Source organism: Methylobacterium sp. W2 (assembly GCF_020662345.1).
Lineage (GTDB): Bacteria > Pseudomonadota > Alphaproteobacteria > Rhizobiales > Beijerinckiaceae > Methylobacterium.
Genome location: NZ_VMOA01000010.1, coordinates 61,303 through 83,426, shown reverse-complemented (window position 1 = coordinate 83,426; position 22,124 = coordinate 61,303). Strand labels below are relative to the sequence as shown.

General features: G+C 65.2%; 19 protein-coding genes. 16 read left to right on the top strand and 3 right to left on the bottom strand.

Annotated elements, in window-relative coordinates:
* The first annotated feature begins 8 nt into the window (after nucleotides 1–8).
* From FPV16_RS07680 to FPV16_RS07650, 7 genes are all read left to right on the top strand, one after another.
* Nucleotides 9–905, top strand: coding sequence for a LysR substrate-binding domain-containing protein (locus FPV16_RS07680; protein WP_227437615.1), 897 nt, complete (start codon nucleotides 9–11; stop codon nucleotides 903–905).
* 879 nt (nucleotides 906–1,784) lie between these two features.
* A protein-coding gene (locus FPV16_RS07675; protein ID WP_227437613.1) for an IS630 family transposase occupies nucleotides 1,785–2,728 on the top strand; the annotation gives its coding sequence in 2 pieces (ribosomal slippage) (nucleotides 1,785–2,121 and nucleotides 2,121–2,728; 945 coding nt in all).
* 598 nt (nucleotides 2,729–3,326) lie between these two features.
* Nucleotides 3,327–4,775, top strand: coding sequence for an ABC transporter substrate-binding protein (locus FPV16_RS07670; RefSeq protein WP_227437611.1), 1,449 nt, complete (start codon nucleotides 3,327–3,329; stop codon nucleotides 4,773–4,775).
* A gap of 7 nt (nucleotides 4,776–4,782) precedes the next feature.
* Complete coding sequence (locus FPV16_RS07665) at nucleotides 4,783–5,769, top strand: ABC transporter permease (RefSeq protein ID WP_227437609.1); 987 nt, start codon at nucleotides 4,783–4,785, stop codon at nucleotides 5,767–5,769.
* 4 nt (nucleotides 5,770–5,773) lie between these two features.
* Nucleotides 5,774–6,646, top strand: coding sequence for an ABC transporter permease (locus tag FPV16_RS07660; RefSeq protein ID WP_227437607.1), 873 nt, complete (start codon nucleotides 5,774–5,776; stop codon nucleotides 6,644–6,646).
* Nucleotides 6,643–7,665: an ABC transporter ATP-binding protein gene (locus FPV16_RS07655; RefSeq protein WP_413629221.1), complete on the top strand. Its 1,023-nt coding sequence runs from the start codon at nucleotides 6,643–6,645 to the stop codon at nucleotides 7,663–7,665. Before FPV16_RS07660 ends, FPV16_RS07655 begins: the two co-directional genes overlap by 4 nt.
* Nucleotides 7,628–8,623, top strand: coding sequence for an ABC transporter ATP-binding protein (locus FPV16_RS07650; protein WP_227437605.1), 996 nt, complete (start codon nucleotides 7,628–7,630; stop codon nucleotides 8,621–8,623). Before FPV16_RS07655 ends, FPV16_RS07650 begins: the two co-directional genes overlap by 38 nt.
* Before the next feature lie 257 nt (nucleotides 8,624–8,880).
* Here FPV16_RS07650 and FPV16_RS07645 read toward each other — a convergent pair whose 3' ends face one another.
* The 3 genes from FPV16_RS07645 to FPV16_RS07635 all read right to left on the bottom strand — a co-directional run bounded on the left by FPV16_RS07645 (nucleotide 8,881) and on the right by FPV16_RS07635 (nucleotide 11,286).
* Nucleotides 8,881–9,153 carry an usg protein gene (locus tag FPV16_RS07645; RefSeq protein ID WP_227437603.1) on the bottom strand — a complete coding sequence of 91 codons (273 nt, stop codon included), beginning with the start codon at nucleotides 9,151–9,153 and terminating at the stop codon, nucleotides 8,881–8,883.
* A gap of 185 nt (nucleotides 9,154–9,338) precedes the next feature.
* Nucleotides 9,339–10,961, bottom strand: coding sequence for a chaperonin GroEL (gene groL, locus FPV16_RS07640; protein ID WP_227437602.1), 1,623 nt, complete (start codon nucleotides 10,959–10,961; stop codon nucleotides 9,339–9,341).
* A gap of 34 nt (nucleotides 10,962–10,995) precedes the next feature.
* The gene (locus FPV16_RS07635; RefSeq protein WP_227437600.1) at nucleotides 10,996–11,286 is read right to left on the bottom strand and encodes a co-chaperone GroES; all 291 of its coding nucleotides are present in this window, start codon (nucleotides 11,284–11,286) and stop codon (nucleotides 10,996–10,998) included.
* A gap of 1,020 nt (nucleotides 11,287–12,306) precedes the next feature.
* Here FPV16_RS07635 and FPV16_RS07630 point away from each other — a divergent pair.
* The 9 genes from FPV16_RS07630 to FPV16_RS07590 all read left to right on the top strand — a co-directional run bounded on the left by FPV16_RS07630 (nucleotide 12,307) and on the right by FPV16_RS07590 (nucleotide 22,092).
* Nucleotides 12,307–13,296 carry an ABC transporter substrate-binding protein gene (locus FPV16_RS07630; RefSeq protein ID WP_227437597.1) on the top strand — a complete coding sequence of 330 codons (990 nt, stop codon included), beginning with the start codon at nucleotides 12,307–12,309 and terminating at the stop codon, nucleotides 13,294–13,296.
* A gap of 144 nt (nucleotides 13,297–13,440) precedes the next feature.
* Nucleotides 13,441–14,166, top strand: a complete 726-nt coding sequence (locus FPV16_RS07625) for an ABC transporter permease (RefSeq protein ID WP_227437595.1) — start codon at nucleotides 13,441–13,443, stop codon at nucleotides 14,164–14,166.
* Nucleotides 14,163–15,002 carry an ABC transporter ATP-binding protein gene (locus FPV16_RS07620; protein ID WP_227437689.1) on the top strand — a complete coding sequence of 280 codons (840 nt, stop codon included), beginning with the start codon at nucleotides 14,163–14,165 and terminating at the stop codon, nucleotides 15,000–15,002. Before FPV16_RS07625 ends, FPV16_RS07620 begins: the two co-directional genes overlap by 4 nt.
* Before the next feature lie 93 nt (nucleotides 15,003–15,095).
* Entirely contained in the window at nucleotides 15,096–16,406 is a 1,311-nt protein-coding gene (locus FPV16_RS07615; protein ID WP_227437593.1) for an amidase family protein, read from the top strand.
* A complete protein-coding gene (locus tag FPV16_RS07610) occupies nucleotides 16,403–17,836 on the top strand; it encodes an amidase (protein WP_227437591.1) in 1,434 nt (477 codons plus the stop codon). The genes FPV16_RS07615 and FPV16_RS07610 overlap by 4 nt, the downstream gene beginning before the upstream one ends.
* Before the next feature lie 241 nt (nucleotides 17,837–18,077).
* On the top strand, nucleotides 18,078–19,400 hold the full coding sequence (locus FPV16_RS07605) for a M20 family metallopeptidase (RefSeq protein WP_227437688.1): 1,323 nt from the start codon (nucleotides 18,078–18,080) through the stop codon (nucleotides 19,398–19,400).
* A 32-nt stretch (nucleotides 19,401–19,432) separates the two neighbouring features.
* A complete protein-coding gene (locus FPV16_RS07600) occupies nucleotides 19,433–20,449 on the top strand; it encodes an aliphatic sulfonate ABC transporter substrate-binding protein (RefSeq protein ID WP_227437589.1) in 1,017 nt (338 codons plus the stop codon).
* Nucleotides 20,450–20,480: 31 nt separating this feature from the next.
* Entirely contained in the window at nucleotides 20,481–21,287 is an 807-nt protein-coding gene (locus FPV16_RS07595; protein ID WP_227437587.1) for an ABC transporter ATP-binding protein, read from the top strand.
* Nucleotides 21,288–21,309: 22 nt separating this feature from the next.
* Nucleotides 21,310–22,092: an ABC transporter permease gene (locus FPV16_RS07590; RefSeq protein ID WP_227437585.1), complete on the top strand. Its 783-nt coding sequence runs from the start codon at nucleotides 21,310–21,312 to the stop codon at nucleotides 22,090–22,092.
* Nucleotides 22,093–22,124: the final 32 nt, after the last annotated feature.

Sequence of the window (22,124 nt, the reverse complement as noted above, 5' to 3'; positions counted from 1 at the left end):
TATCGCGAATGCGTCGCAGCCTACCCTCGTTGAACGCCCTACGAGCCTTCGAGGCGGCTGCGCGTCTTGGCAGCTTCAAGGCGGCTGCGGGCGAGTTGGGTGTAACGCACGGCGCGATTGGCCAGCAGGTGCGCCTGCTCGAAGACTGGCTACGAGCACCCCTATTCGAACGACACAATCGGCGCGTCGTCCTTACGCCAGCGGCGCGCGCTTACCTCGCCGAGGTCGGGCCAGCCTTTGACCGGCTTGCCGCTGCCACGGCTCGGTACGGCCAAGCCGACAGTGCCGTCCTCCGGATCAACGCGCCGGCGACCTTCGCCTTGCGTTGGCTCGTTCCACGTCTCGCAAGCTTTCGAGAGCGTCACCCCGACGTGAAGGTGAGGCTGGAGACCTCTAACCAGAGCCTTGAAGCCCTTCCCGAGGACTACGACGTCGTCATTCGAGGCGGTCCCGACACCTTCTATGGATACGCGATGCGCCCATTCCTAACGGACCGACGGCTGCCGGTCTGCAGTCCGGGTCTGCTCGACCGTCTTCCGCTGCGAACACCTGGGGATCTGGGGGCTCACACTCTCCTGCACACCCTCAGCCTTCCCAGGCTCTGGGACGATTGGTTGGCGGAAGCCGGTGTCCCAGGTCTCGCAACCGTCGCGGCACTCAGTCTCGACCATTTCTACCTGACCCTGCAGGCGGCCCTCGACGGCATTGGCGTTGCAATGGGTCCCGTGGCGCTGATCGAAGGCGATCTCGCGCGAGAACGTCTCGTCGCGCCATTCACTGGCCCTTCTCTCCCGGCCCGAAGCTATTGCACTTATGTGCGTAACGATGGGGTCTCAAACTTAAGTATTACCCATTTTCTGTCCTGGATCGAGGAGGAAGGGAGCCAACTGCTTCAGCGGTGTTGATGTTCACAAGCTGAGAGTCGATGCATTGCGAAGGACGTTCGATTTCTTCAGTCGTCTGCCCGAAAGCTGCCATTCTACTCCCGGCCACGTCCTGCCGTCAGCGAGCATCGAAGCTTAGTTCCGCTTTCCGGTGGTGTGGGCAGCCCCCCGTGTGACCGGCTTGGGTCGGAGGCGCAAAGTCCGCTTCCGGACGCACGGCCAAGGTCCGTTCCCCACCGAGGCTGTGTGAAAAGAGCGTCTGGTGATTAGGCCGGCCTGACATCGCGGAAGGTTGCCCTGAGGTTTTGCAGGACATATGGGTCGTTGGTGGCGACCTCGTAGAAGCTGCTGTCGATGGCGCGCACGATCAACAGGGGCACTGTAGCGCTCGCATCCGCGTAAGCCTGAAACTCGCCCCAGATGACCTGCTTGGTTCCGTTGGCGAGGTCTCGCAGCCGATCTCCCTTGATCCGCCTGCCGGAGGTCGCAAGCTCTTCGAGACGTCCGGCCTATTCGCCCGTCGCATCGAAAGCCGCATCGTATGCAGTGACACCGCTCATCGTCCATGAGCATTCGATGGCCTGCGCTCCGAGCGCTGCCAGGATATGACGCAGGTCAAAATCAAGCATGCTGTCAGTCGTATCGCATATGCGAATAATGTAAATCGTCGATCTTCTTGTTCAATTTTCTATTTTATTATGACAGTCTATCGCCCGAGGCGGGAGATAAAAGATGGCACGCTTTGTCCAAACAGCAGACCGTGATAAGGTCACGTTGCTTTCTGCCTGTCTGGACGATTACGTCGCTTAGAGCGTTTTCGGTTTGCGCTGAATCGATGGTGTGGGGTTCACGAAGAGGTCACGGGCTGATTCACTGATCGCTCTGGAGGAGGAGCGATAGATGGGACGACCCTACAGCCAGGATCTGCGCGAGCGAGTGGTGGAAGCCGCTGCAACGACCTCCCGCCGGCAGGCGGCCGCGCGGTTTGGGGTCGGCATCGCGACCTCGATCCGCTGGATGGCCGCGCTCACGACGACCGGGACGGTGGCTGCTCGTCCGCAAGGGCGGGCACGCCGCTCGAAGCTCGATCCACACGAGGCGTTCCTGCGCGGACTGATCGACGGACAAGTCGACATCACCCTGGAGGAGATGCGCGCCCGACTGCGGGACGAGCACGACCTCGCGGTCGGGCTCGGCACCCTGTGGAGCTTCCTCGACGCACGTGATCTCACCTACAAAAAAAGACAGCTCACGCCGCCGAGCAGGAACGCCCGGACGTGAAGGCCGCGCGCGAGGCATGGTTCGAGGGCCAACTCGATCTCGACCCGACGCGCCTCGTGTTCCTCGACGAGACCTGGACTTCGACCAACATGGCCTGCCTGCGCGGACGCTCGCCCCGCGGCGAGCGGCTGCGCTCGCCTGTTCCGCACGGCCATTGGAAGACCACCACCCTGGTGGCGGGCCTGCGCCTGTCCGGGATCGCCGCACCGTTCGTACTCGATGGGCCGATCAACCGTGACGCCTTCCAGGCTTACGTCGATCAGGTTTTGGTGCCTGAACTCACCCCTGGCGACATTGTCGTCATGGATAACCTCGGCAGCCACAAGGGGCCGGCCGTGCGCGCCGCCATCGAAGCGGCCGGCGCACGGCTCTTGTTCCTCCCGCCTTACTCGCCCGACTTCAACCCTATCGAGATGGCGTTCTCGAAGTTGAAGGCGCTGCTGCGCAAAGCGGCCGAGCGAACCGTCGAGGATTTATGGGCGGCCATCGGACGCCTCATCGACACCGTCACCCCGGATGAGTGCGCCAACTTCTTCGCCGCCGCAGGATACGAACCAGATTAAACCGAAAATGCTCTAGCGAACCAGCAAGCGACGACGGACCCTTCCCTCGCCTTGGCCTAATCTCCCGCGCCATCTAGGTGCGCGACGCAGAATGGGCCCCGCTGCCCTCCTGAGCACGGTATTCTCGATCTGGTTCGGGGATAAAGCGCCTTCAAGATTAAGTGTAACCCGCCAAATGCAAATTCGTTCGGCGCTCAGCTAGATTGACATTCGCGAGGAGCGTTGCGCGGCATCGAATGCGACGAATATAAATCCCAATCTTGCCGACTCCGGTAAAATGATCATCTCTCACTGAGAAAAAATAGAGAATTCAATCGAACGGATCATGCTGGTACTGACAGTCCCATTATCCAATACACAGCCGTCGTGTTGTGGCGGGGCGGGTCGGCTGTCTTTAGCCTTCGGCGTGTACGACGGGAGCGGCGGGATGGTATCAGCGTACAAGCGAGGCGTCGCAGGTGTGATGCTTGGTCTGGCACTCACGGTGGGTCCAGTATGCGCCGAGCCTGAGCGGAACGGCGGGACCTTGACGGCGATCGTACAGCCGGAACCGGTGATCTTGACCGCGGCGGTCAGTTCGGCCGCTCCGACCGGGGTTGTGAGCGGGACAATTTTCGACGGGCTCGTGGATTACGACCGCGATCTCAAGCCGATCCCGGCTCTCGCCACCGCCTGGGAGACAGGACCCGACGGGCTCAGCCTGACCCTCCACCTGCGCTCTGGCGTGACTTGGCATGACGGCAAGCCCTTCACGGCGGCGGACGTGAAGTGGACCCTGGAGAACGTCTGGACCAAGATCCATCCGCGCAACCAGATCACCTTCGGCAAGGTGACGACCGTCGAAACGCCCGATCCGCTCACGGTGATCCTGCGCCTGAGCCAGCCCTCGCCGGCGATCCTGTCGTCCCTCAACAGCAACGGCGCGCAGGTGCTTCCCAAGCACCTCTATGAGGGTACGGACGTGCTCTCGAACCCCTACAACAATAAGCCCGTCGGCACGGGCCCCTTCGTCTTCAAGGAATGGAACCGGGGCAACCACATCGTCTTGGAGCGCAACCCGAGCTACTGGGATCAGGGCAAGCCGTATCTGGACAAGGTCGTCTTCCGTGTCCTGCCGGATGCCGCTGCCCGCGCTGCGGCGCTGGAGAAGGGCGAGGCGCAATACGCACCCTTGAGCCCTGTGCCCCTGCGAGACGCCGCCCGCCTCGGCGCGCTGCCGAACCTTCGCGTCGCGACCACTGGCTACGAATGGCTTTCGCCGTGGCTGTTTGCCGATTTCAACGTCGAGCGCGGCCCACTCAAGGACGTGCGGGTGCGCCGCGCCCTGGCCCTCGCGATCGATCGTGCAGCTCTGGCCAAGGTCGTCTGGTTCGGCTTCGGCCAGCCGGCGACGAGCCCGGTGCCGTCGACGCTCACGGATTTCCACGCCAAGGACGTTCCGGCCCATCCGTTCGACCCAAAACGGGCCGAGGTGCTCCTCGACGAGGCCGGGTTCAAGCGCGATGCGAACGCGACGCGCTTCAGTCTCGACATCGACTACATTCCCTATGGCGACGATTTCAAACGGACGGCCGAATTCCTGAAAGCCTCCCTGCGCCGCGTCGGCGTCGAAGCGAATATCCGGAGCCAGGACACGCCGAGCTATACGCGCCGCATTTACGGGGATCGCGATTTCGACATCGCGATCACCTGGTTCGCCGCTTTCTCGGATCCGCAGGTCGGCGTCACCCGGGCCTATTGGTCAGCTTCGATCGGTAAGAACATTCCATGGACGAACGGCTCGGGCTACCGCAACCCGGAGGTCGACGGGCTGATCGCAGCGGTCCAGGGCGAGGCGGATGCGGGCAAGCGCCGCGACCTGTTCCGGCGCTTCCAGCAGATTGTGCTGGAGGACCTGCCGACCCTGCCGCTGCTGGAACTCAAGTTCTTCACCGTCGAGGCGTCCAACCTGCGCCACGACGCCCGGGGCGATCAGGTCTACGGCACCCTGCGCGACTTCCGCTTCGACGGGCCGGTGCCGGGGCATTCGCGCGCAAGTGCGAATTGAGCGGGCGATGAGCAGGCTGACGGCGAATCTGGGCACCCTTGGCCGGCGCCTCCTCCAGATGGCGTCGGTGGTGGTCGGCATCGCCGTCATCAACTTCTGCCTGCTGCACCTAGCGCCCGGCGACGCCGTCCAGGTCCTGGCCGGGGAGGCTGGGTCAGCCACGCCCGAATACATCGCGGCGCTTCGCGCGCAGTTCGGCCTCGATCAGACGATGGCCGTTCAGTTCGCCAGATACCTCTCCAACGTGCTCGCCCTCGATCTCGGCTTCTCCTTCCGACAGGGACTACCCGTCGCGACCCTCATCCTCCAGCGGGTCGGGCCGACGCTGCTGCTGATGGGAACCAGCATCGGCTTTGCCGTCCTTGTCGGCGGGGCGCTGGGCTTTGCCGCCGCGCGCCATGCGGGCCGCCCCCTCGACACTGCGATCTCGATTCTCGCGCTTCTGTTCTACGCCACGCCGGTGTTCTGGATCGGGGTGATGCTGATCGTAGTGTTCTCGGTCTGGCTCGACTGGCTGCCGGTGGGCGGCATGGCGCAGGTGGAGGCCGGCCTCACCGGGCTTGGCTACGCCGCTGACGTCGCACAGCATCTCGTGCTCCCGGCCCTCACCCTCGGTCTGTACTACCTCGCGGTCTACACCCGCCTGACCCGCGCCGCGATGCTGGAGGCCTACGGGCAGGATTACGTGCGCACGGCGGTGGCCAAGGGCGTGCGGCCGCACCGGATCGCCCGCCGCCACGTTCTGCGCAATGCGCTCCTGCCCATCGTGACACAGCTTGGGCTTCAGCTCGGTTCAATCCTCGGCGGCGCCGTTCTGGTGGAGACGGTCTTCGCCTGGCCAGGCCTTGGCCGCCTTGCCTTCGAGGCCCTGTTCCAGCGTGATCTTAACCTGCTGCTCGGCATCCTGCTCTGCAGCTCGGTGGTGGTCGTCCTCGCCAACCTCGCGGTCGACCTGCTCTACGGGGTGCTCGACCCGCGCACCACCCGGTCCTGAGCCGATGGCGTCTGCCCTTCCCCTGGCCGCGTCGCGGCGGAATCCGGCCGGGCTTCTCGCCCGCCTGGTGCAACGCCCGTCGGCGCTTGTCGGCCTCATTCTCCTCGGCCACGTTGCTGGGTTGGGCCTCGCCGCGCCGGTCCTCTATCCGGGCGATCCCCTCGACATGGTGGGCGCTCCCCTGCAATGGCCCGGCGCAGATCCGGACTTTCCCCTGGGAACCGACATGCTCGGCCGCGATCTTGCCGCCGGTATCGCCTACGGGGCCCGGATCTCGCTCCTAATCGGCGCTGTTGCCACCCTCGTGGCCCTCGTCATCGGCGTCGGGATCGGTGCGGTGGCAGGGTATTACGGGGGGCGCATTGAAGCTGCCCTGATGCGGCTCACCGAGCTGTTCCAGACCATCCCGCCCTTCCTGTTCACCCTCGCCATCGTCGCGGTGCTGCAGCCCTCCATTTCGACCATCGTGCTGGCAATCGGGCTCACCGGCTGGCCGGCGCTCGCCCGTCTGGTGCGCGCGGAGGTCTTGCGCCTGCGGGATGGCGAGCTCGTCCAGTCCTCCATCGTCATCGGGGCCTCGGATGCACGCATCATCGGGCTCCACATCCTGCCCAACGTGCTGGCACCGGTGATCGTCTCCGCCTCGATCCTTGTGGCGAACGCGATCCTGGCCGAGTCGAGCCTCGCCTTCCTCGGTCTCGGCGATCCCAACGTCGTCAGCTGGGGCGGCATGGTCGGAGCCGGCCGCGAGGTGATCCGCACCGACTGGTTCGTGGCCGCAGTGCCTGGGCTTGCCATCGTGGCCGCCGTCCTCGGCCTCAATCTCCTGGGCGACGGTCTCAACGATGCCCTCGACCTGAAGCGGGCGGCCCGGTGAGCGCGCACAACGAACGGCCGGTTCTGGAGGTGGAGGACCTGTCCGTGGCCTTCCACGACCGGGGCGGCGAACTCGTCGCCGTGCGAGGCGTCAGTTTCGCTGTGGCGCCGGGCGAGACCCTGGCGCTCGTCGGCGAATCCGGCTGCGGCAAGTCGCTCACCGCCTACGCCCTGCTCGGTCTGCTGCCCGCCAACGCCCGCGCCAGGGGCCGCGTCCGTCTCGAGGGACGCGACATCCTTGGGTTGGAAGGCGAGGCGATGCGGCGCCTGCGGGGCGCACGCATCGCCATGATCTTCCAGGAGCCGATGACGGCCCTCAATCCGGTTCTGACCGTGGGTGCGCAGATCGTCGAGGCGATCCGCGAGCATGAGGCGGTGAGCCGCGCCGAGGCCCGTGCCAGGGCACTCGCCCTGCTCGCGCGTGTCCGCATCCCCGATCCGGAGCGCCGGTTCGGCGAGTATCCCCATCGCTTGTCGGGCGGCATGCGCCAGCGCGTGATGATCGCCATGGCGCTGGCTTGCACGCCGGCCGTTCTCATTGCCGATGAGCCGACCACGGCCCTCGACGTCACGGTGCAGGCGGAGATCCTCGACCTGCTCGACGACCTACGCTGCGAGACCGGGATGGCGGTGGTGCTGATCACCCACGATCTCGGCCTCGTTGCCGAACATGCCGACCGGGTCTCGGTGATGTATGCCGGCCGCGTGGTCGAGACACGCTCCGCCGAGACTTTGATCGCGGCGCCGCTCCACCCCTACACGCGCGGCCTTCTCGCGGCGCGTCCGCGCCTTGGGACAGGTCCGAGGCGACGCCTCGCCGAGATTCCCGGCCAGGTCCCGCTGCTGGGCGCCATGCCGCCCGGCTGCGCCTTCGCGCCCCGCTGCCCGTTCGCCGCCCTGCCCTGTCGCGAGACCCTGCCGTCCCTGGACGCGGCCGGGTCCGCCGCCGGGCGAGTCGCCTGCCTCCGCTGGAACGAAATCCGTGCTTCAGAGCAATCCGCTGCACCACTCGGTGCCTGAGATCGATGCCCCTCCGCTGCTGGCCGTCGCCGACCTTGCGGTCCATTACCGGACCGGGCGCGGCACGGTGCGGGCGGTGGACGGTGTGTCGTTCGAGATCCACCCAGGCGAGACCCTCGGCCTCGTCGGCGAATCGGGCTGCGGCAAGTCCACCCTCGGCCGCGCCATCCTGCGCCTCGTGGAGCCCAGCCGGGGAGCGATCCGCCTCGGCGGCCGCGACCTCGTCGGATTGCCCGCCCGCGCCTTGAGAAGCGAGCGAGCCCGCCTCCAGATGGTGTTCCAGGACAGCGGGGCGGCGCTGGACCCGCGCTGGACCGTCGGCCGGCTGATCGAGGAGCCGCTGCGCATCCACGGGCGCGGCTCGGCCGCCGAGCGCCGGGCGCGGGTGGCGCGGCTGCTGGCAGATGTCGGCCTGCCCGCCGATGCCGCCGGGCGCTATCCGCACGCCTTCTCGGGCGGCCAGCGCCAGCGCATCGGCATCGCGCGCGCTCTGGCATTGGAACCCGACCTTGTCGTCTGCGACGAGCCGGTCTCGGCCCTCGACGTTTCGGTCCAGGCGCAGATCCTGAACCTGCTGCACGATTGTCAGGTAGAGCGCGGTGTCGCTCTCTTGTTCATCAGCCACGACCTCTCCGTGGTCGAGTACGTCTCCGATCGGGTCGCCGTGATGTATCTCGGCCGGATCGTCGAGATCGCGTCCCGCGAGGCGCTGTGGCGCGCGCCGGCCCATCCCTACACTCGCAGGCTCCTCGCGGCTGTACCGTCACAGGAGCGCAGGCGGCACAGGATCGAGAGGGGTTCCGGGAAACCCGACGAATTGCCGAGTCACTACGCCCCTCCGGCGGGCTGCAACTTCCATCCCCGCTGCCCGATCGCGGTCGAACGCTGCCGCTCCGAGCCGCCAGCACTCCGCCCAACCGCGGAAACAGGGCATCAGGTGGCCTGCCATCTCGCCTGAGCTGAGCGACAGAAGCGGCACATGTCCGGTCGTTCATGCCCGCGCCCTCGCGGTTGCAAACCGAACGGGTGCGGCTCTAACAGGCGCAGGGCGCCATCATCGCCGATCGTCCGCTCATGGATCAGCCCAGACGCCACGTCACCTGCCCGATCACGAGCCGCGCCTGTCTCCGCCCCGGCCCAAAGGACAGCCTCGCTCCTTCGGCGGACGAGGTGCACGGCCTCTCCGACGTCGTGGCTGCTTGGTCCAGGGTAAGTTTAGTGGAGGTTGAATTCGCCCGAAATCGTCTTCAACTCGGCCGGTTTGATCAGACGACTGTGCATCACCCTGACCGAATGGAGCGGTCCATCCAGCGTTTCCTGCCAGAAAGCCAGGAAGCGTTTTAGATGGGGAAACAGCGGGAAGATGTCGTGCTGCTGCCAGACGAAGACCTGCAACAGATGGGGGTGATCGGGAAGATGGTACAGCACCTCGGCGGTAGTGAGGCTGTACCCCTCTAGCTGACGGCGAAACTCCTGCGAAACAGCCATAAACCCACCTTATTGAAGGACGTGGCAGAAAAACGTCTTTGCGATCGGTAGTTTGTCTTCTCTTAGGGGCGTTGCCTTCCTCATTCGCGAAGAAGGCGCCGCCGATAGGATGCTGGCCGAGTCAATCGGCCATCCGTTTGCCGAGGCGGCGAGAGACCGCATAGCCGGCCCCTCGCCGGAGACGATCAGAAGTCCGGGCCGCCTGGGGCGGGCGGCGCCGACTTCTCTCTCGGCCGTTCGGCGACGAGCGCTTCGGTCGTCACCAGGAGGCCGGCCACGGACGCCGCGTCCTGCAGCGCCGTGCGCACGACCTTGACCGGATCGACGATGCCGGCCTCGATGAGGTCACCGTAGGTCTCGGTCTGCGCATCGAAGCCGAAGGTGTCGGACGGGTTCTCGAGGATCTTGGCGACGACGATCGAGCCCTCGACGCCGGCATTGGCGACGATCTGACGGATCGGAGCCTCGAGCGCCTTGAGAATGATCTTGATGCCGGCCTGGACATCCGCGTTCTCGCTCTTAAGTGCGGAGACGGCTTTCTGGGCACTCAACAAGGCAACCCCGCCGCCGGGAACGATGCCCTTTTCCACCGCGGCGCGGGTGGCGTTGAGCGCGTCGTCGACGCGGTCCTTCTTCTCCTTGACCTCGACCTCGGTGGCACCGCCGACGCGGATGACCGCGACGCCGCCAGCGAGCTTGGCCAGGCGCTCCTGGAGCTTCTCGCGGTCGTAGTCGGAGGTGGTGTCCTCGATCTGCGCCTTGATCTGGCCGACACGGGCCTCGATCACCGCCTTGTCGCCCGAACCGTCGACGATCGTGGTGCTTTCCTTGTCGATACGGATGCGCTTGGCCTGCCCGAGCAGGGCGAGTGTCACGTTCTCGAGCTTGATGCCGAGATCCTCGGACACAACCTGGCCGTTGGTCAGGATCGCGATGTCCTCGAGGATCGCCTTGCGGCGGTCTCCGAAGCCCGGCGCCTTCACGGCCGCGATCTTGAGGCCGCCGCGGAGCTTGTTCACGACGAGGGTGGCGAGCGCCTCGCCCTCGACATCCTCGGCGATGATCAGCAGGGGGCGGCTCGATTGAACGACCGCCTCGAGCACCGGTAGCAGTGCCTGGAGCGAGGACAGCTTCTTCTCGTGGATGAGGATGTAGGGATCCTCGAGTTCGGCGATCAGCTTCTCGGTGTTGGTCACGAAGTACGGGGAGAGGTAACCGCGGTCGAATTGCAATCCCTCGACGACGTCGAGCTCGGTCTCCGCGGTCTTGGCCTCCTCGACGGTGATCACCCCCTCGTTGCCGACCTTCTCCACGGCCTGCGCGATCAGCCGGCCGATCTCGGCATCGCCATTGGCCGAGATCGTGCCGACCTGGGCGATGGCGTCGGAGTTCTTGACCTTGCGGGCGCGGGCCGTGATGTCCTTGACGGCGGCGGCCGTGGCGAGGTCGATGCCGCGCTTCAGGTCGAGCGGGTTGAAGTTCGCCGCGACAGCCTTGGCGCCCTCGCGGACGATGGCCTGAGCGAGCACCGTGGCAGTCGTCGTGCCGTCTCCGGCGAGATCGTTAGTCTTCGAGGCGACCTCCCGAAGGAGTTGAGCACCGAGATTCTCGAAGCGGTCCTCGAGTTCGATCTCCTTGGCGACGGTAACGCCGTCCTTGGTAATACGAGGTGCGCCGAAGCTCTTTTCGATCACGACGTTGCGGCCTTTCGGCCCCAGCGTAACTTTCACCGCATCCGCCAGGATGTCGACACCGCGCAGCAGGCGCTCACGCGCATCGGCTGAGAATTTTACGTCCTTGGCAGCCATTCTTGTTCTCCGCTTGTTGATGCTTATAAGTCGCTCAGGCGGCGATCACGCCGAGGATGTCAGATTCTTTCAGAATCAGTAGATCCTGACCGTCGACCTTGATCTCGGTGCCGGACCACTTGCCGAACAGCACCCGGTCGCCCGCCCTCACGTCGAGAGCGTTGATACGGCCGGCCTCATCGCGGGCGCCGGGGCCGACAGCGACGACCTCGCCCTCCTGTGGCTTCTCCTTGGCGGTGTCAGGGATAATGATGCCGCCTTTGGTTTTTTCTTCGCCTTCGAGGCGTCGCAGCAGCACACGATCGTGCAAAGGTCGAAAGGCCATCGGACTTGAAGCTCCGTCTGAAAGGTCGGTGGACTGTCCCGGCGGGCGTAATAGGCGACGGCCGGGCTATGAAAGAGTGCAGAGCGCTGTGCCTACAGTCAACAAGATTGTTCTTTTTATAGAACGCAGTCGTGGGGGCTAAATTGACGGCGAAACCGGCGCTGTCCGGAAGATTACGCTAGAGGCCAAAACGCATACGATTGTTTCGCGGCAGCGGGCCCTAGCCCGTGTGATCCGATTGTTGAACAGAATTCACCCTGAGATCGGATCTCAATGAGGGCATGACGAATGGAAGGAATGCGTACGCCCCGAACGCATCGCCGTTAATTGCCGAGCCGTCCCAGCGGCACCCGAGCCTTGGAAATAAATCCTGGGTTTATGCGAATTTGCGGCGGCATTTCCGCTTTCAGCCGTTCTTTAAAAAGAACATTCCCGTTGCCATGAGGGGTGGCTCCGAGACACTATTTGCGTTGCCGCTTTGCATTCACCTGACTCACAACGCAGTCGTTACCGAGGTGGAAGCCCACACGGTACCGATCTCCTGCTCGGACGTGACCTGCCGACGAGCGGCCAAGCGGACATGCTTGGTCAGGGCTTCCGCCGCCTTCCACGGCGGACCAGATATTACCTCTTCTTCGCCCCTTAGGACTGCGATGAACCTGCCATTCTCCGGTCATGAGACTCTTCAATCTGTCTCCGGCAGACTAGCTACAGACCGAAAGTTCACATTCCACCGCCATAACACTTGTGGTTTTATATCTTAGTAAATTTGGAGGCTCCTCTACGTATGGGGGATACGAATTCTTTTAAATAGCCCATAAATAGCAGATCTATCTCGCACCTTAGATGAAATTAATTGCTCGCTTCATGCCGGCAGGTGACCATACCTGCTTCACCATCGGAGCCCCAAGCAACACCTCCTGCCGGTCGAACCCGCCAGAGTCGTTCATGCGAGGGGCTGCGAGCCGTATGCTTCCGAGCATTCGCAGACCCGAGTTCGTTAGCAAAACTGGATCAACGATGCGCATAATCGGAAAAAGTGCTGCCGTACTTTTCATCAGTCTCGGCTTCGCGGCTTCATCACATGCGCAGGCGGGCGAGCTCGTCAAAGCCCGTCTTGCGCAGAACCTGTCGCCCATATCTGGCCTGACCATTGTCGCGAAGGCGAAAGGGCTTTTTGAGAAGAATGGTCTTGACATATCGATCAGCAACTTCACCAGCGGCAAGCAATGTCTCGACACGGTGATCGGAGGCGGCGCCGATATTGCGACGACAGCCGAAGCGCCCGTGACAGCTGCGGCTATGGCCCAGCAAAGCATCGCGTTCGTTGCTGGCATGGAGTATTCGGACGACAAGACCTTGACGCTTCGATCGTCGGGCATCCAGACAGTAGCCTCGTTGAAAGGAAAGATCATCGCCTACACCGCCGGCACGGGCAGCGAAGTCTATACGACGGAACTTCTCAAAAAGGCCGGCCTTACGAGCAAAGACGTAACGCTTGTCAATTTGAAGCCGCAGGAGATGCTTCCAGCTTTAGCATCTGGCAGCATCGATGCATTTAACAGTTGGGAGCCGCATATCGCTAACGGCCGACGGGCCCTGGGCGACAAGGTCGTCCCGCTCGACACGAAAGGCGTCTATGCTGAGACCTTCAACATCGTCGTCACGCAGGATTACCTCACGACGCATCCTCAGGTCGTTGATCGCTTCCTGGCCGCTCTGATCGAATCTGAGACTTGGTTAAAGCAGAACCCGGACGAGGCGATTAGCATCATTGCAAAGGCCGTCGGTATGAAAGCCGAGGATCTGACGGAGATCTGGAGCGACTACGTGTTTCACGTCGCGATTGGTGAGAAGCAGATCGACGCATTAAAGACTCACGCCCAATGGCGACTTGATACCAAGAACCATCCACCAGGCGTCACAGCGGTCCCGGACTTTTCCAAGTTCGTAATCCCCGCCCCCCTGCGGAGCCTCGATCCGTCTCGCGTCACCTATACGGGGGGCTGAGACGTGACGGGTATTGCTGCATTTCCTGTCTCACGTTCTCAAGCTCCCTCACCCACGGCGATGTCAACGGGTCATTCGCTCGAGGCATCTCCCGTCGGTAGGAGCGCAGTAACCCGTCGCATCGGTTCGCTCCTTAATGCTGCCGTGGGATACCTGTCGCTCCCGCTGTTCCTCCTGATCTGGGAAGCCGTGTCGCGGGCGGGCATCGTCAACACCGTGCTCTTCCCGCCGCCGACTGTCGTGGCGCAGGCGCTGCACGAATGGCTGATCTCTGGTGAACTGCCGTCGGACCTAGCCGCGAGCCTTGCGCGGGTTGCTGTGGGCTTCCTGCTGGGATCCACCTGCGGCGTCGGGGTCGGCATTCTGACCGGACGCATCTCATTTGTTGCTCGGCTCCTCGGCCCGGTCTTCCAAATTCTGCGTCCCATCCCGCCGATCGCCTTCGTGCCCATCGTCATCCTGTGGTTCGGACTTGCGGAGTCGGGCAAAATCTTTCTCATCTTCTGGGGCGTGTTCTTCACCGTTTGGCTGTCGACCCATCTTGGGGTTCAGAAAGTGGATCGAGGCCTAATCAGAGCAGCGCAGATGCTTGGCACGCCGCGCCTGCGCCTGCACTGGGAGATCATTTTCCTCGGTGCTTTGCCCTACATCGTCGTCGGCCTTCGCACAGCCGTCGGCATCTCGTTCTATACCCTGGTGGCCGCCGAACTCGCGGGGGCCTTTTCGGGCGTCTTCTACCGGATCGCCCTTGCCCAGCAGAACATGCAGACCGGCCTGGTGCTCGGCGGCCTCGTCGTACTCGGGCTCGTCTCCTTCCTGGCCGATCGCGCATTTGCTGCAGCCGCCGCGCGCCTGGTCTGGTGGCGATGATGCCGTCACAGTACGGCCAAGCCGCCCTGGGATCGGCGGAGCCTGCCATCGAGATTGAGGGGGCCTCGATCGTTTTTGAGTGGGGAGGCAAATCCACAATCGCGGTAGACGCTGTCTCGCTTCGGATCGCCCGCGGCGCATTCGTCTGCTTGCTGGGGCCTTCCGGCTGCGGAAAGTCGACACTCCTCAACGCCATCGCGGGCTTCGAACCGCTCCGGTCCGGGACGATACGGGTTTCCGGGTCGGAGGTCGTTGGTCCGGGTCCAGATCGTGCCGTGGTGTTCCAGCAGCCGAACTTGTTCCCCTGGAAGTCCACCCGGGACAACATCGCCCACGGTCCCCGGATGGCCGGGCATTCGAAGGCCGAGGCCCTGAGGCAGGCCGACGCGCTGATCGACATGGTCGGCCTTGGCCGGTTCGCGGGCGCGTATCCCCATGAACTGTCGGGCGGCATGCAGCAGCGCGTGGCGATCGCGCGGGCGCTCGCCACGCGGCCGGGCATCCTCCTCATGGACGAACCCTTCGGGGCCCTCGACGCGCAGACGCGCTCCATCATGCAGGACAACCTCCTGAGGCTGTGGCCGCGGATCAGCGCGACGATCGTCTTCGTCACGCATGACATCGACGAAGCGATCCTCCTGGCCGACAGGATCCTGGTCATGAGCGCCGGGCCGGGCCGGATCCTGAGGGAGATCGCCGTCGATTTTCCCCGCCCCCGTTCTGTCGACTTCGCCGTGGATCCCAGCTTCCTGGCGCTCAAGAAGGAGTGCCTGGATCTGATCAGGCAGGAGAGCCGGCATGTGTTCGAGGCTGACGAAGCCCGGCCAGGCCGTTGAGGTGAACCCAACGGGACAGCGATGAGCGATTTCCATTCCCTCGCAATGACTTTCACTTCGGTGCGTGCGGCTTTGTCAGAGGGGGCTGATCCCGTGGCGATCGTCGCGGAAAGCTGCCGGCGGGTCTTACTCTATGGGACTGGCTGCTTCACCGCCCTCGTCCCGGCGGGGGTCGCCGTCGACCGGGTCCGGACCGCTGCCGCCCAGGCTCGTGCGGGCGCGGACCTGCCGCTTCTCGGCCTGACCTTCAGCGTGAAAGACAACATCCATGTCGCGGAGATGCGGACGACGGCGAACTGTCCCGGCCTCTCCCTCGAACCGGAGGCCAGCGCCGCCGCCGTCCTCGCCCTGGAGGCGGCGGGTGCCGTGCTGGTCGGCAAGAACACCATGGACCAGTTCGCTACGGGCCTGAACGGCACGCGCAGTCCCGAGCCGCTGTGCCGGAACGCCATCGATCCCTCTTACATTCCCGGCGGGTCGAGTTCGGGTTCGGCGGTCGCCGTCGCCCGCGACCTCGTCGCCTTCTCTCTTGGGAGCGACACGGGGGGCTCTGGCCGGGTGCCGGCGGCCTGCAACGGTATCGTCGGCGTGAAGCCGAGCATCGGTCTCGTGAGCGGCCGGGGCCTCCTGTACAACAGCCGCTTCCTCGACTGCATTCCGGTCTTCGCCCGCACCTGCGCCGACGCGAACGAGATCCTCCGGACCATCGCGGGGTTCGACTCCCTCGACCCCGCCAGCCGACGGGATCTCCCTCCACCGGTGGCCGCGCCTCTGGGCGACCTCCCGCGGGAGATCGCCGTTCCGCGGCTCGACCAGCTCGATTTCGAGACGGATCGCGCTGCCGAGGCGGCGCATCGTGCCAATCTCGAAACCCTCGAAGCTCTCGGTTTTACGCTCGTCGAGATTGATTTCGATCCGTTCGCTGAAGCTGGGCGACTCGTCTTCCAATCCGCCCTCGTGGCCGAGCGGCTGGTGGATTACTGGGACGTCGTCACCGGGCGGCCAGAGACCATCCATCCCGTCGTCCGGGCCGCCATCGAGCCGGGGCTGCGCTACTCGGCAAAGGACGCCTTCGACGCGATCCGCCAACTCACGGAGGCTCGGCGATGGGCACGCGCGGCGCTGGCCCCCTTTGCCGCCTTCGTGGTGCCGACGGTACCGACCCTCTATACGATCGCTGACATGCTGGCCGAGCCCGTGGCGCGAAACGCCGTAATGGGCCGCTACACCTATTTCGTGAATCCCATGGACCTGTGCGCGGTCGCGGTTCCTGGATCGGTCCGCACCGACGGCTTGCCCTCATCCCTATCCTTCATCGGCCTCGCGGGACGCGACGGGACCGTCGCCGACCTTGCGGCACGGTTCGAAGCCGCGATGGATGCCCCCCGGGGCGGGGCGGCGTGACGCCGGTCCCGGACGACGCGAGCGACCTCGACCTCCTGTCGGCGATAGAGTTGCGCGGGCTCCTCGCCGCCAGGCAGGTCTCGCCGGTCGAACTGACCGAACGCGCCCTTCGCCGGGCGGAAGCCACGCAATCCACGATCAACGCCTTCTCCTGCCTGATGCCGGTCTCCGCGCGCCAAGCCGCAAGGCGGGCGGAAGCGGCCATCCTGCGGGGTGACCCGACGGGTCCGCTTCACGGCCTGCCGGTCTCGGTCAAGGATCTGATTGCGGTGGCCGGGGAGCCCTGGGAAATGGGCTCCCGGTCGAGGGCCGGGATCACCGCGACGGTGGACGCGCCCGTCGTCGAACGAGTGCGGGCTCAGGGCGCCATTCTCATCGGGAAGACGACGACGAGCGAGTTCGGGTGCAAGGCGGTCGGGGACTCGCCTGCGACCGGCATCACGCGAAATCCCCGGGACCTCAGTAAGACCCCTGGAGGATCGAGCGCAGGCGCCGCAGCCTCCGTCGCGGCTGGCATCACCTCCCTCGCCGTCGGGACGGACGGCGGCGGATCGCTTCGGATTCCCGCCGCCCTAACGGGCCTCGTCGGGTTCAAGGCGCAGTTCGGCCGCGTGCCGGTCTGGCCGCCGACCGCCACGCCGACCCTGGCCCATGTCGGCGCTCTGGCCCGTACGGTCGGGGATGCGGCGTTGCTGACGTCGGTTCTGGCCGGGTACGACCCGCGCGACCCGTTCTCCATCGCCGGTCCGCCGCCCGATCTCCTCGCCGCCCTGCGGTCCTCCGTGGAAGGGGTGCGCATCGCCTGGAGCGCGACCCTCGGATACGCCCGAGCCGATCCGGACATCGTGCGGATCGGCCGGAGCCGCGTCCTGGCCTTGGCCGACGAGGGGGCTCTCGTCGAGGAGCTGGAGGACATCCTCGGCGCAGATCCGGAGCCGATCTGGTCATCCGAATTCTACGGCGGTGTCGGTACCCACCTTCGCGCCACTCTCCTGAACGAGCGGAAGCTCGTCGATCCCGCCGTCGCCGAGCGGCTCGACTGGGCTCTGCGACAGAATTGTGAGGGAAACCGCACCCGTGCCGCCGAACGCCTCGCGCTCCGCGACCGCATGGAGCGTGGGTTCGCGCGCTTCGATGTCCTGATCACCCCCACGCTTCCGGTCTCAAGCCTCGGCGTCGGATGGAATGCCCCCGCCCATCTGGCCGGGCGAGGACCGATCTCGTGGTCCATGTACACCTATCCCTTCAACCTGACGGGACAACCCGCGCTCTCCCTGTGCGCTGGCACCGCCGCCGACGGATCGCCCATCGGTCTTCAGGTCGTTGGGCCGGCCCTGGGGGAAGCGCTCGTGATCCGCGTGGCGGCGGCCATCGAGCGGGCGACGGCGCAGGACCGGGCTCACCGCTTCGACGGGGCGCCGATCCCATAGGCGGGGCACGACGATGCCGCGCGGCGAAGATCCACCGTGGGAAAAAGGGCGCCCCTCGATGCAGGGGCGTCAATTAATTGCTTCGGTTTCTCGTGCGTCTATCTGAAGGTCGAACCGGTGGCTTTATCTGCGGCGTCCACAGCAATCCAGGCTATGACGTCCCGCCGTTCGGGGGGATTTGTCTCGGGACAACTGTGAAGGCACCAAGAATCGGTCTGGGAATAGGGTGACGGCATCGGTGATGGAGCTGGTTTCGATGGAGCGGGACGATCTCTCCGACACAGAGCGACGGGTTCTCGAGAAAATCGACGAGCCTGCGTGGCTCGATCTTGCCTGCGCCCTGATCCCTGCCGGCCAGCCCGAAGCCGAGAACCCCCTCGATCCAGACGAGCCGTCCGCCCGGGAGGAGGCGGCGGCCCTGTTCATCGCCGGTCTTCTCGAGGACATGGGCCTGTCCGTCGACCTTGTCGCCAAGCGCCCGGGACGGCCCAACGTCATCGCCGTCCTGCCGGGCTCGGACCCGCAAGGCCCCTCTCTCATTCTGAACGATCATCTCGACACCTACCCGGCGGGCGACTGGTCGGCCTGGACCATGACGAACGGCCACCCGTTCAAGCCGACGCGCCATGGCGGGCGCCTTTACGCGCGGGGAACATCGGACACCCGTGGCAACCTCGCCTGCACCCTCCTGGCGGTCCGCGCGATCCGGGAGGCCGGTATCCGCCTCAAGGGGACGCTGAGCTGCGTCTACACCGTCGACGAGGAGAAGAATGGTCCGGACGGCTCGATCTTCCTCCTCGACGAGCATGGCCTGCGCGCGGACTACACCATCGTCTGCGAGCCGACGGGCTGGACGAAGCCGGATGGCCCCCAGGGGGCAGGTCGTTCCTGGGGCATGGGCATCGCGGTCGCCAATGGCGGCCACGTCCTCGTTGAAGTCGAGACGCGGGGCGTGAAGACCCATCTCTGGCGGCCCGACACGGGCGTGAACGCCGTCGCCAAGATGGCCCGCCTGCTCCCGGCCCTCGAGACGATGACCTTCGCGCACGAGCCCGCTCGTCTCGCCGGCGGTACGCCGCCCCGCACGACGATCCTGCGGGTCTCGGGGGGACTCCCGCGGGAGATGCAGTTCACCCCCGATCTCTGCCGCGCCGTGATGGCCGTCGTCGGCATCCTTCCCGGCATGAGCGTCGAGACGGTGATGGCCGACATCGACGCGGTGATCGCATCGGCGGCGGCGGCGGACCCCGAATTACGGGCCAGCGCCCGTCCCTATCCGGGTGCGCTCTTCGTCGACGGAACGGCGGAGCAGGATGAAGCGGCCCAGCCCACCGCGGCCATCGCCCGGTCCTATGAGCGCCTGCTCGGCGAAGCGCCGCAGATCTATCGGAAGAACGCTTTCAACGACACGATCCGGTTCGCGGAGCGCGGCCACGCCGCCGTAACGTTCGGCCCCGGCGAGGACGGTTGGCCGCCGGTGAACGAGTACATCGACATCGCCAAGGCCGTGGCCGCCACCCGTATCCTGGCACTCACGGTTCTCGACCTACTCGGTAGCGAATGAAACCCCTCGACCGTCTCTCGGAGATTCCGTCCATGACCCGCCTTGCATTCTTGCTCGCCCTGCTCGGCTCGTTGTTCCTCGGAACCACGGGGGGGCGAGCGGAGGAGACGCTGCCCCTCCGGATCGGCTTTCAGACCGGTGAGGTGAACGTCCTGCTCTCTCACGCACTCAAGGCCGGTCTGTTCGAGGCCAACGGGCTCGCTGTCACCCTGGCTCAGTTCCCGGCTGGCCCGGCGATGCTGCCGGCCCTAGCGGCCGGCGAGGTCGATCTCGCCTGGATGGGCGAGTTTCCGGCGGTGACCGGCTACGCGAACGGGCTCCCCATCGCGATTCTGTTCATGGAACGGATCGATGCGACGAATGTCCGGCTGGTGGTCAACCCGGGCGCGGGCATCGAGACTCCGTCGGACCTGAGGGGCAAGAGGGTCGGCGTCGCCATCGGCTCGACTAGCCACTACCACCTGCTGCGGGCCCTCGCTCAGGCGGAATTGAAGGCCGACGACGTGCGCCTCGTGAATCTCAGCCCGGCCAACATGCCCCCGGCCTACGCGGCCGGCCAGATCGATGCCGCCTTCGTCTGGGAGCCCAACGTCGGTGCCATGGAGCGTCAGGGTGCGAAGCCCATCGCTTCGACCCGGAGCCTCGGCATGATAACGGGAGGCGTCTGGGTCGGGCGCAAGCCCTTCGTGACGGGCAACCCCGAAACGGTCCAGCGCTTCCTCAGGGCCTGGGACCAAGCGCAGACGGCCTACGGCAGCGACCCGGCCGCCGTTCGGGCCGCCGAGGCGAAGCGGATCGGCATGGACGGCCCGGACTTCGACCGCCTCGTCGCCGGTCAGAACGTAGCGCATCCGACCTTTCGGCAGACCTTGACCGCGGACTTTCTCGGGGCGCCGGGACAGGAGATCGACTCGCGTCTCATGAAGCACCTCCAGGGCATCGGTGCCTTCCTCGTCGCCGAGAAGCGCATCCAGGCCCTGCCTGCCGACTGGACGGCGTTGTTCGACACCCGGCCGATCCAGACCGCATTGTCCGGTGCGTCCAAGTGATCGGGCGCGTCCAAGTGATCGGTGACGCCAGGTGATCGGTACTACGTCGAAATCCGTCGGCACGACCGAGCCGGAAGCGGCGACGGAGCGGCTGGTCCTGACGTTCGACCGGGTTGGCTTCGCGTACGGCGATCGAACGGTGATGCGCGACGTCTCCTTCGGGATCGGCTCCGGCGAGATCGTCTCGCTCCTGGGAACGTCGGGCTGCGGCAAGACGACGATCCTCAACCTCATCGCCGGCTTTCTCCGCCCGACTGAAGGCAGGGCTCTCGTCGACGGGGCCGAAATCTCCGGCCCCGGCCCCGATCGAGGCGTCGTGTTCCAGGCCGCGGCCCTGTTCGACTGGATGACGGTGGCGGAGAACATCGCGTTCAGCCTGCGCTGCGCCGGGCGCTCTAAGCGCGAGCGGAGACGGGTGGCCGAAGAAACTGCCGCCCTCGTCGGCCTCGCGGGCCGGGAGGATGCGTATCCGTACGAGTTGTCCGGCGGCATGCGCCAACGCGTCGGCCTCGCCCGCGTGCTCGCCGCCCGCCCGCGCGTGATGCTCATGGACGAACCGTTCTCGGCGCTCGACGTGCAGACGCGGGAGGACCTGCAGGAGCAGGTCCTGCGGCTGCGCGACCGCACCGGGTGCACGATCGTCTTCGTGACGCACAGTATCGACGAGGCGGTGTTTCTGGGAGACCGTGTCTTCCTCATCGACAACCTCCGTCAGGGCCAGTTCGAGACGTTCGCGGTGGAACTGAACGCCCCTCGCGCGTCGTCCGAGAACCGCCTTGCTCCCGCCTTCCTCCGCCTGCGCGAAGCGATCTACCGGACCATGCGGCATTCCCATTGAACACCCGCGCCGCGAGGCTCCCTTGAACAGAAACACGGTTCCGTGGCGCTACCGGATTCTGGCCGCGCTCTCACCGCTGGCCCTCTTGGCTCTCTGGGCCGTCGTGACGATGCAGGAGCTGGTGACGCCGATCCTGCTGCCGCCTCCGCTGGCCGTGCTCGCTGCCCTGAAGGACATGGTCGTCGAAGGCTATTCTGGCGTCGATCTCGGCACGCATGTGGTCTCAAGCCTGCGTCGCGTCGGCATCGCGTTCGTCGCCGGCGCCGTCTGCGGCACCGTGGTCGGCCTGTTGCGGGGCCGTGTGATCGAGATCGATGCCCTGTTCCTGGTGCCCTCCGAAATTGTCCGGCCGATCCCGCCGCTGGGCCTCATACCCCTGTTCATTCTCTGGTTCGGAATCGGCGAGACCTCGAAGATCCTCCTGATGTTCCTCTCGATTTTCCTGATCACGATGGTGAACGCCCAAGCCGGCGCACGGGCGTGTGGGCTCGACACGCTTCGGGCCGCTCAATCCATGGGAGCGTCCGGTTGGCAGACGTTCCGCTTCGTGGTGTTTCCCACCGCGCTGCCTCAGATCATGACGGGGTTGCGTGTCGCGATGGGCACCGGCCTGACTATTCTCGTCGCGGCCGAGTTGCTCGGCGGGGATCGCGGTCTCGGCTTCCTGATCCTTGATGCTTCGAGCTTTTTTCGAACGACCTACGTGTTCGCCGGTATCATTCTCATCGGACTGATCGGCTTTGTAAGCGACCTGGTCCTCGTCGCCCTTAGGGGGCGAATTATCCACTGGGAAGGAAAGCGCTGAAGCGCAGATGAGCCCTTAAAATTGGAGGATTG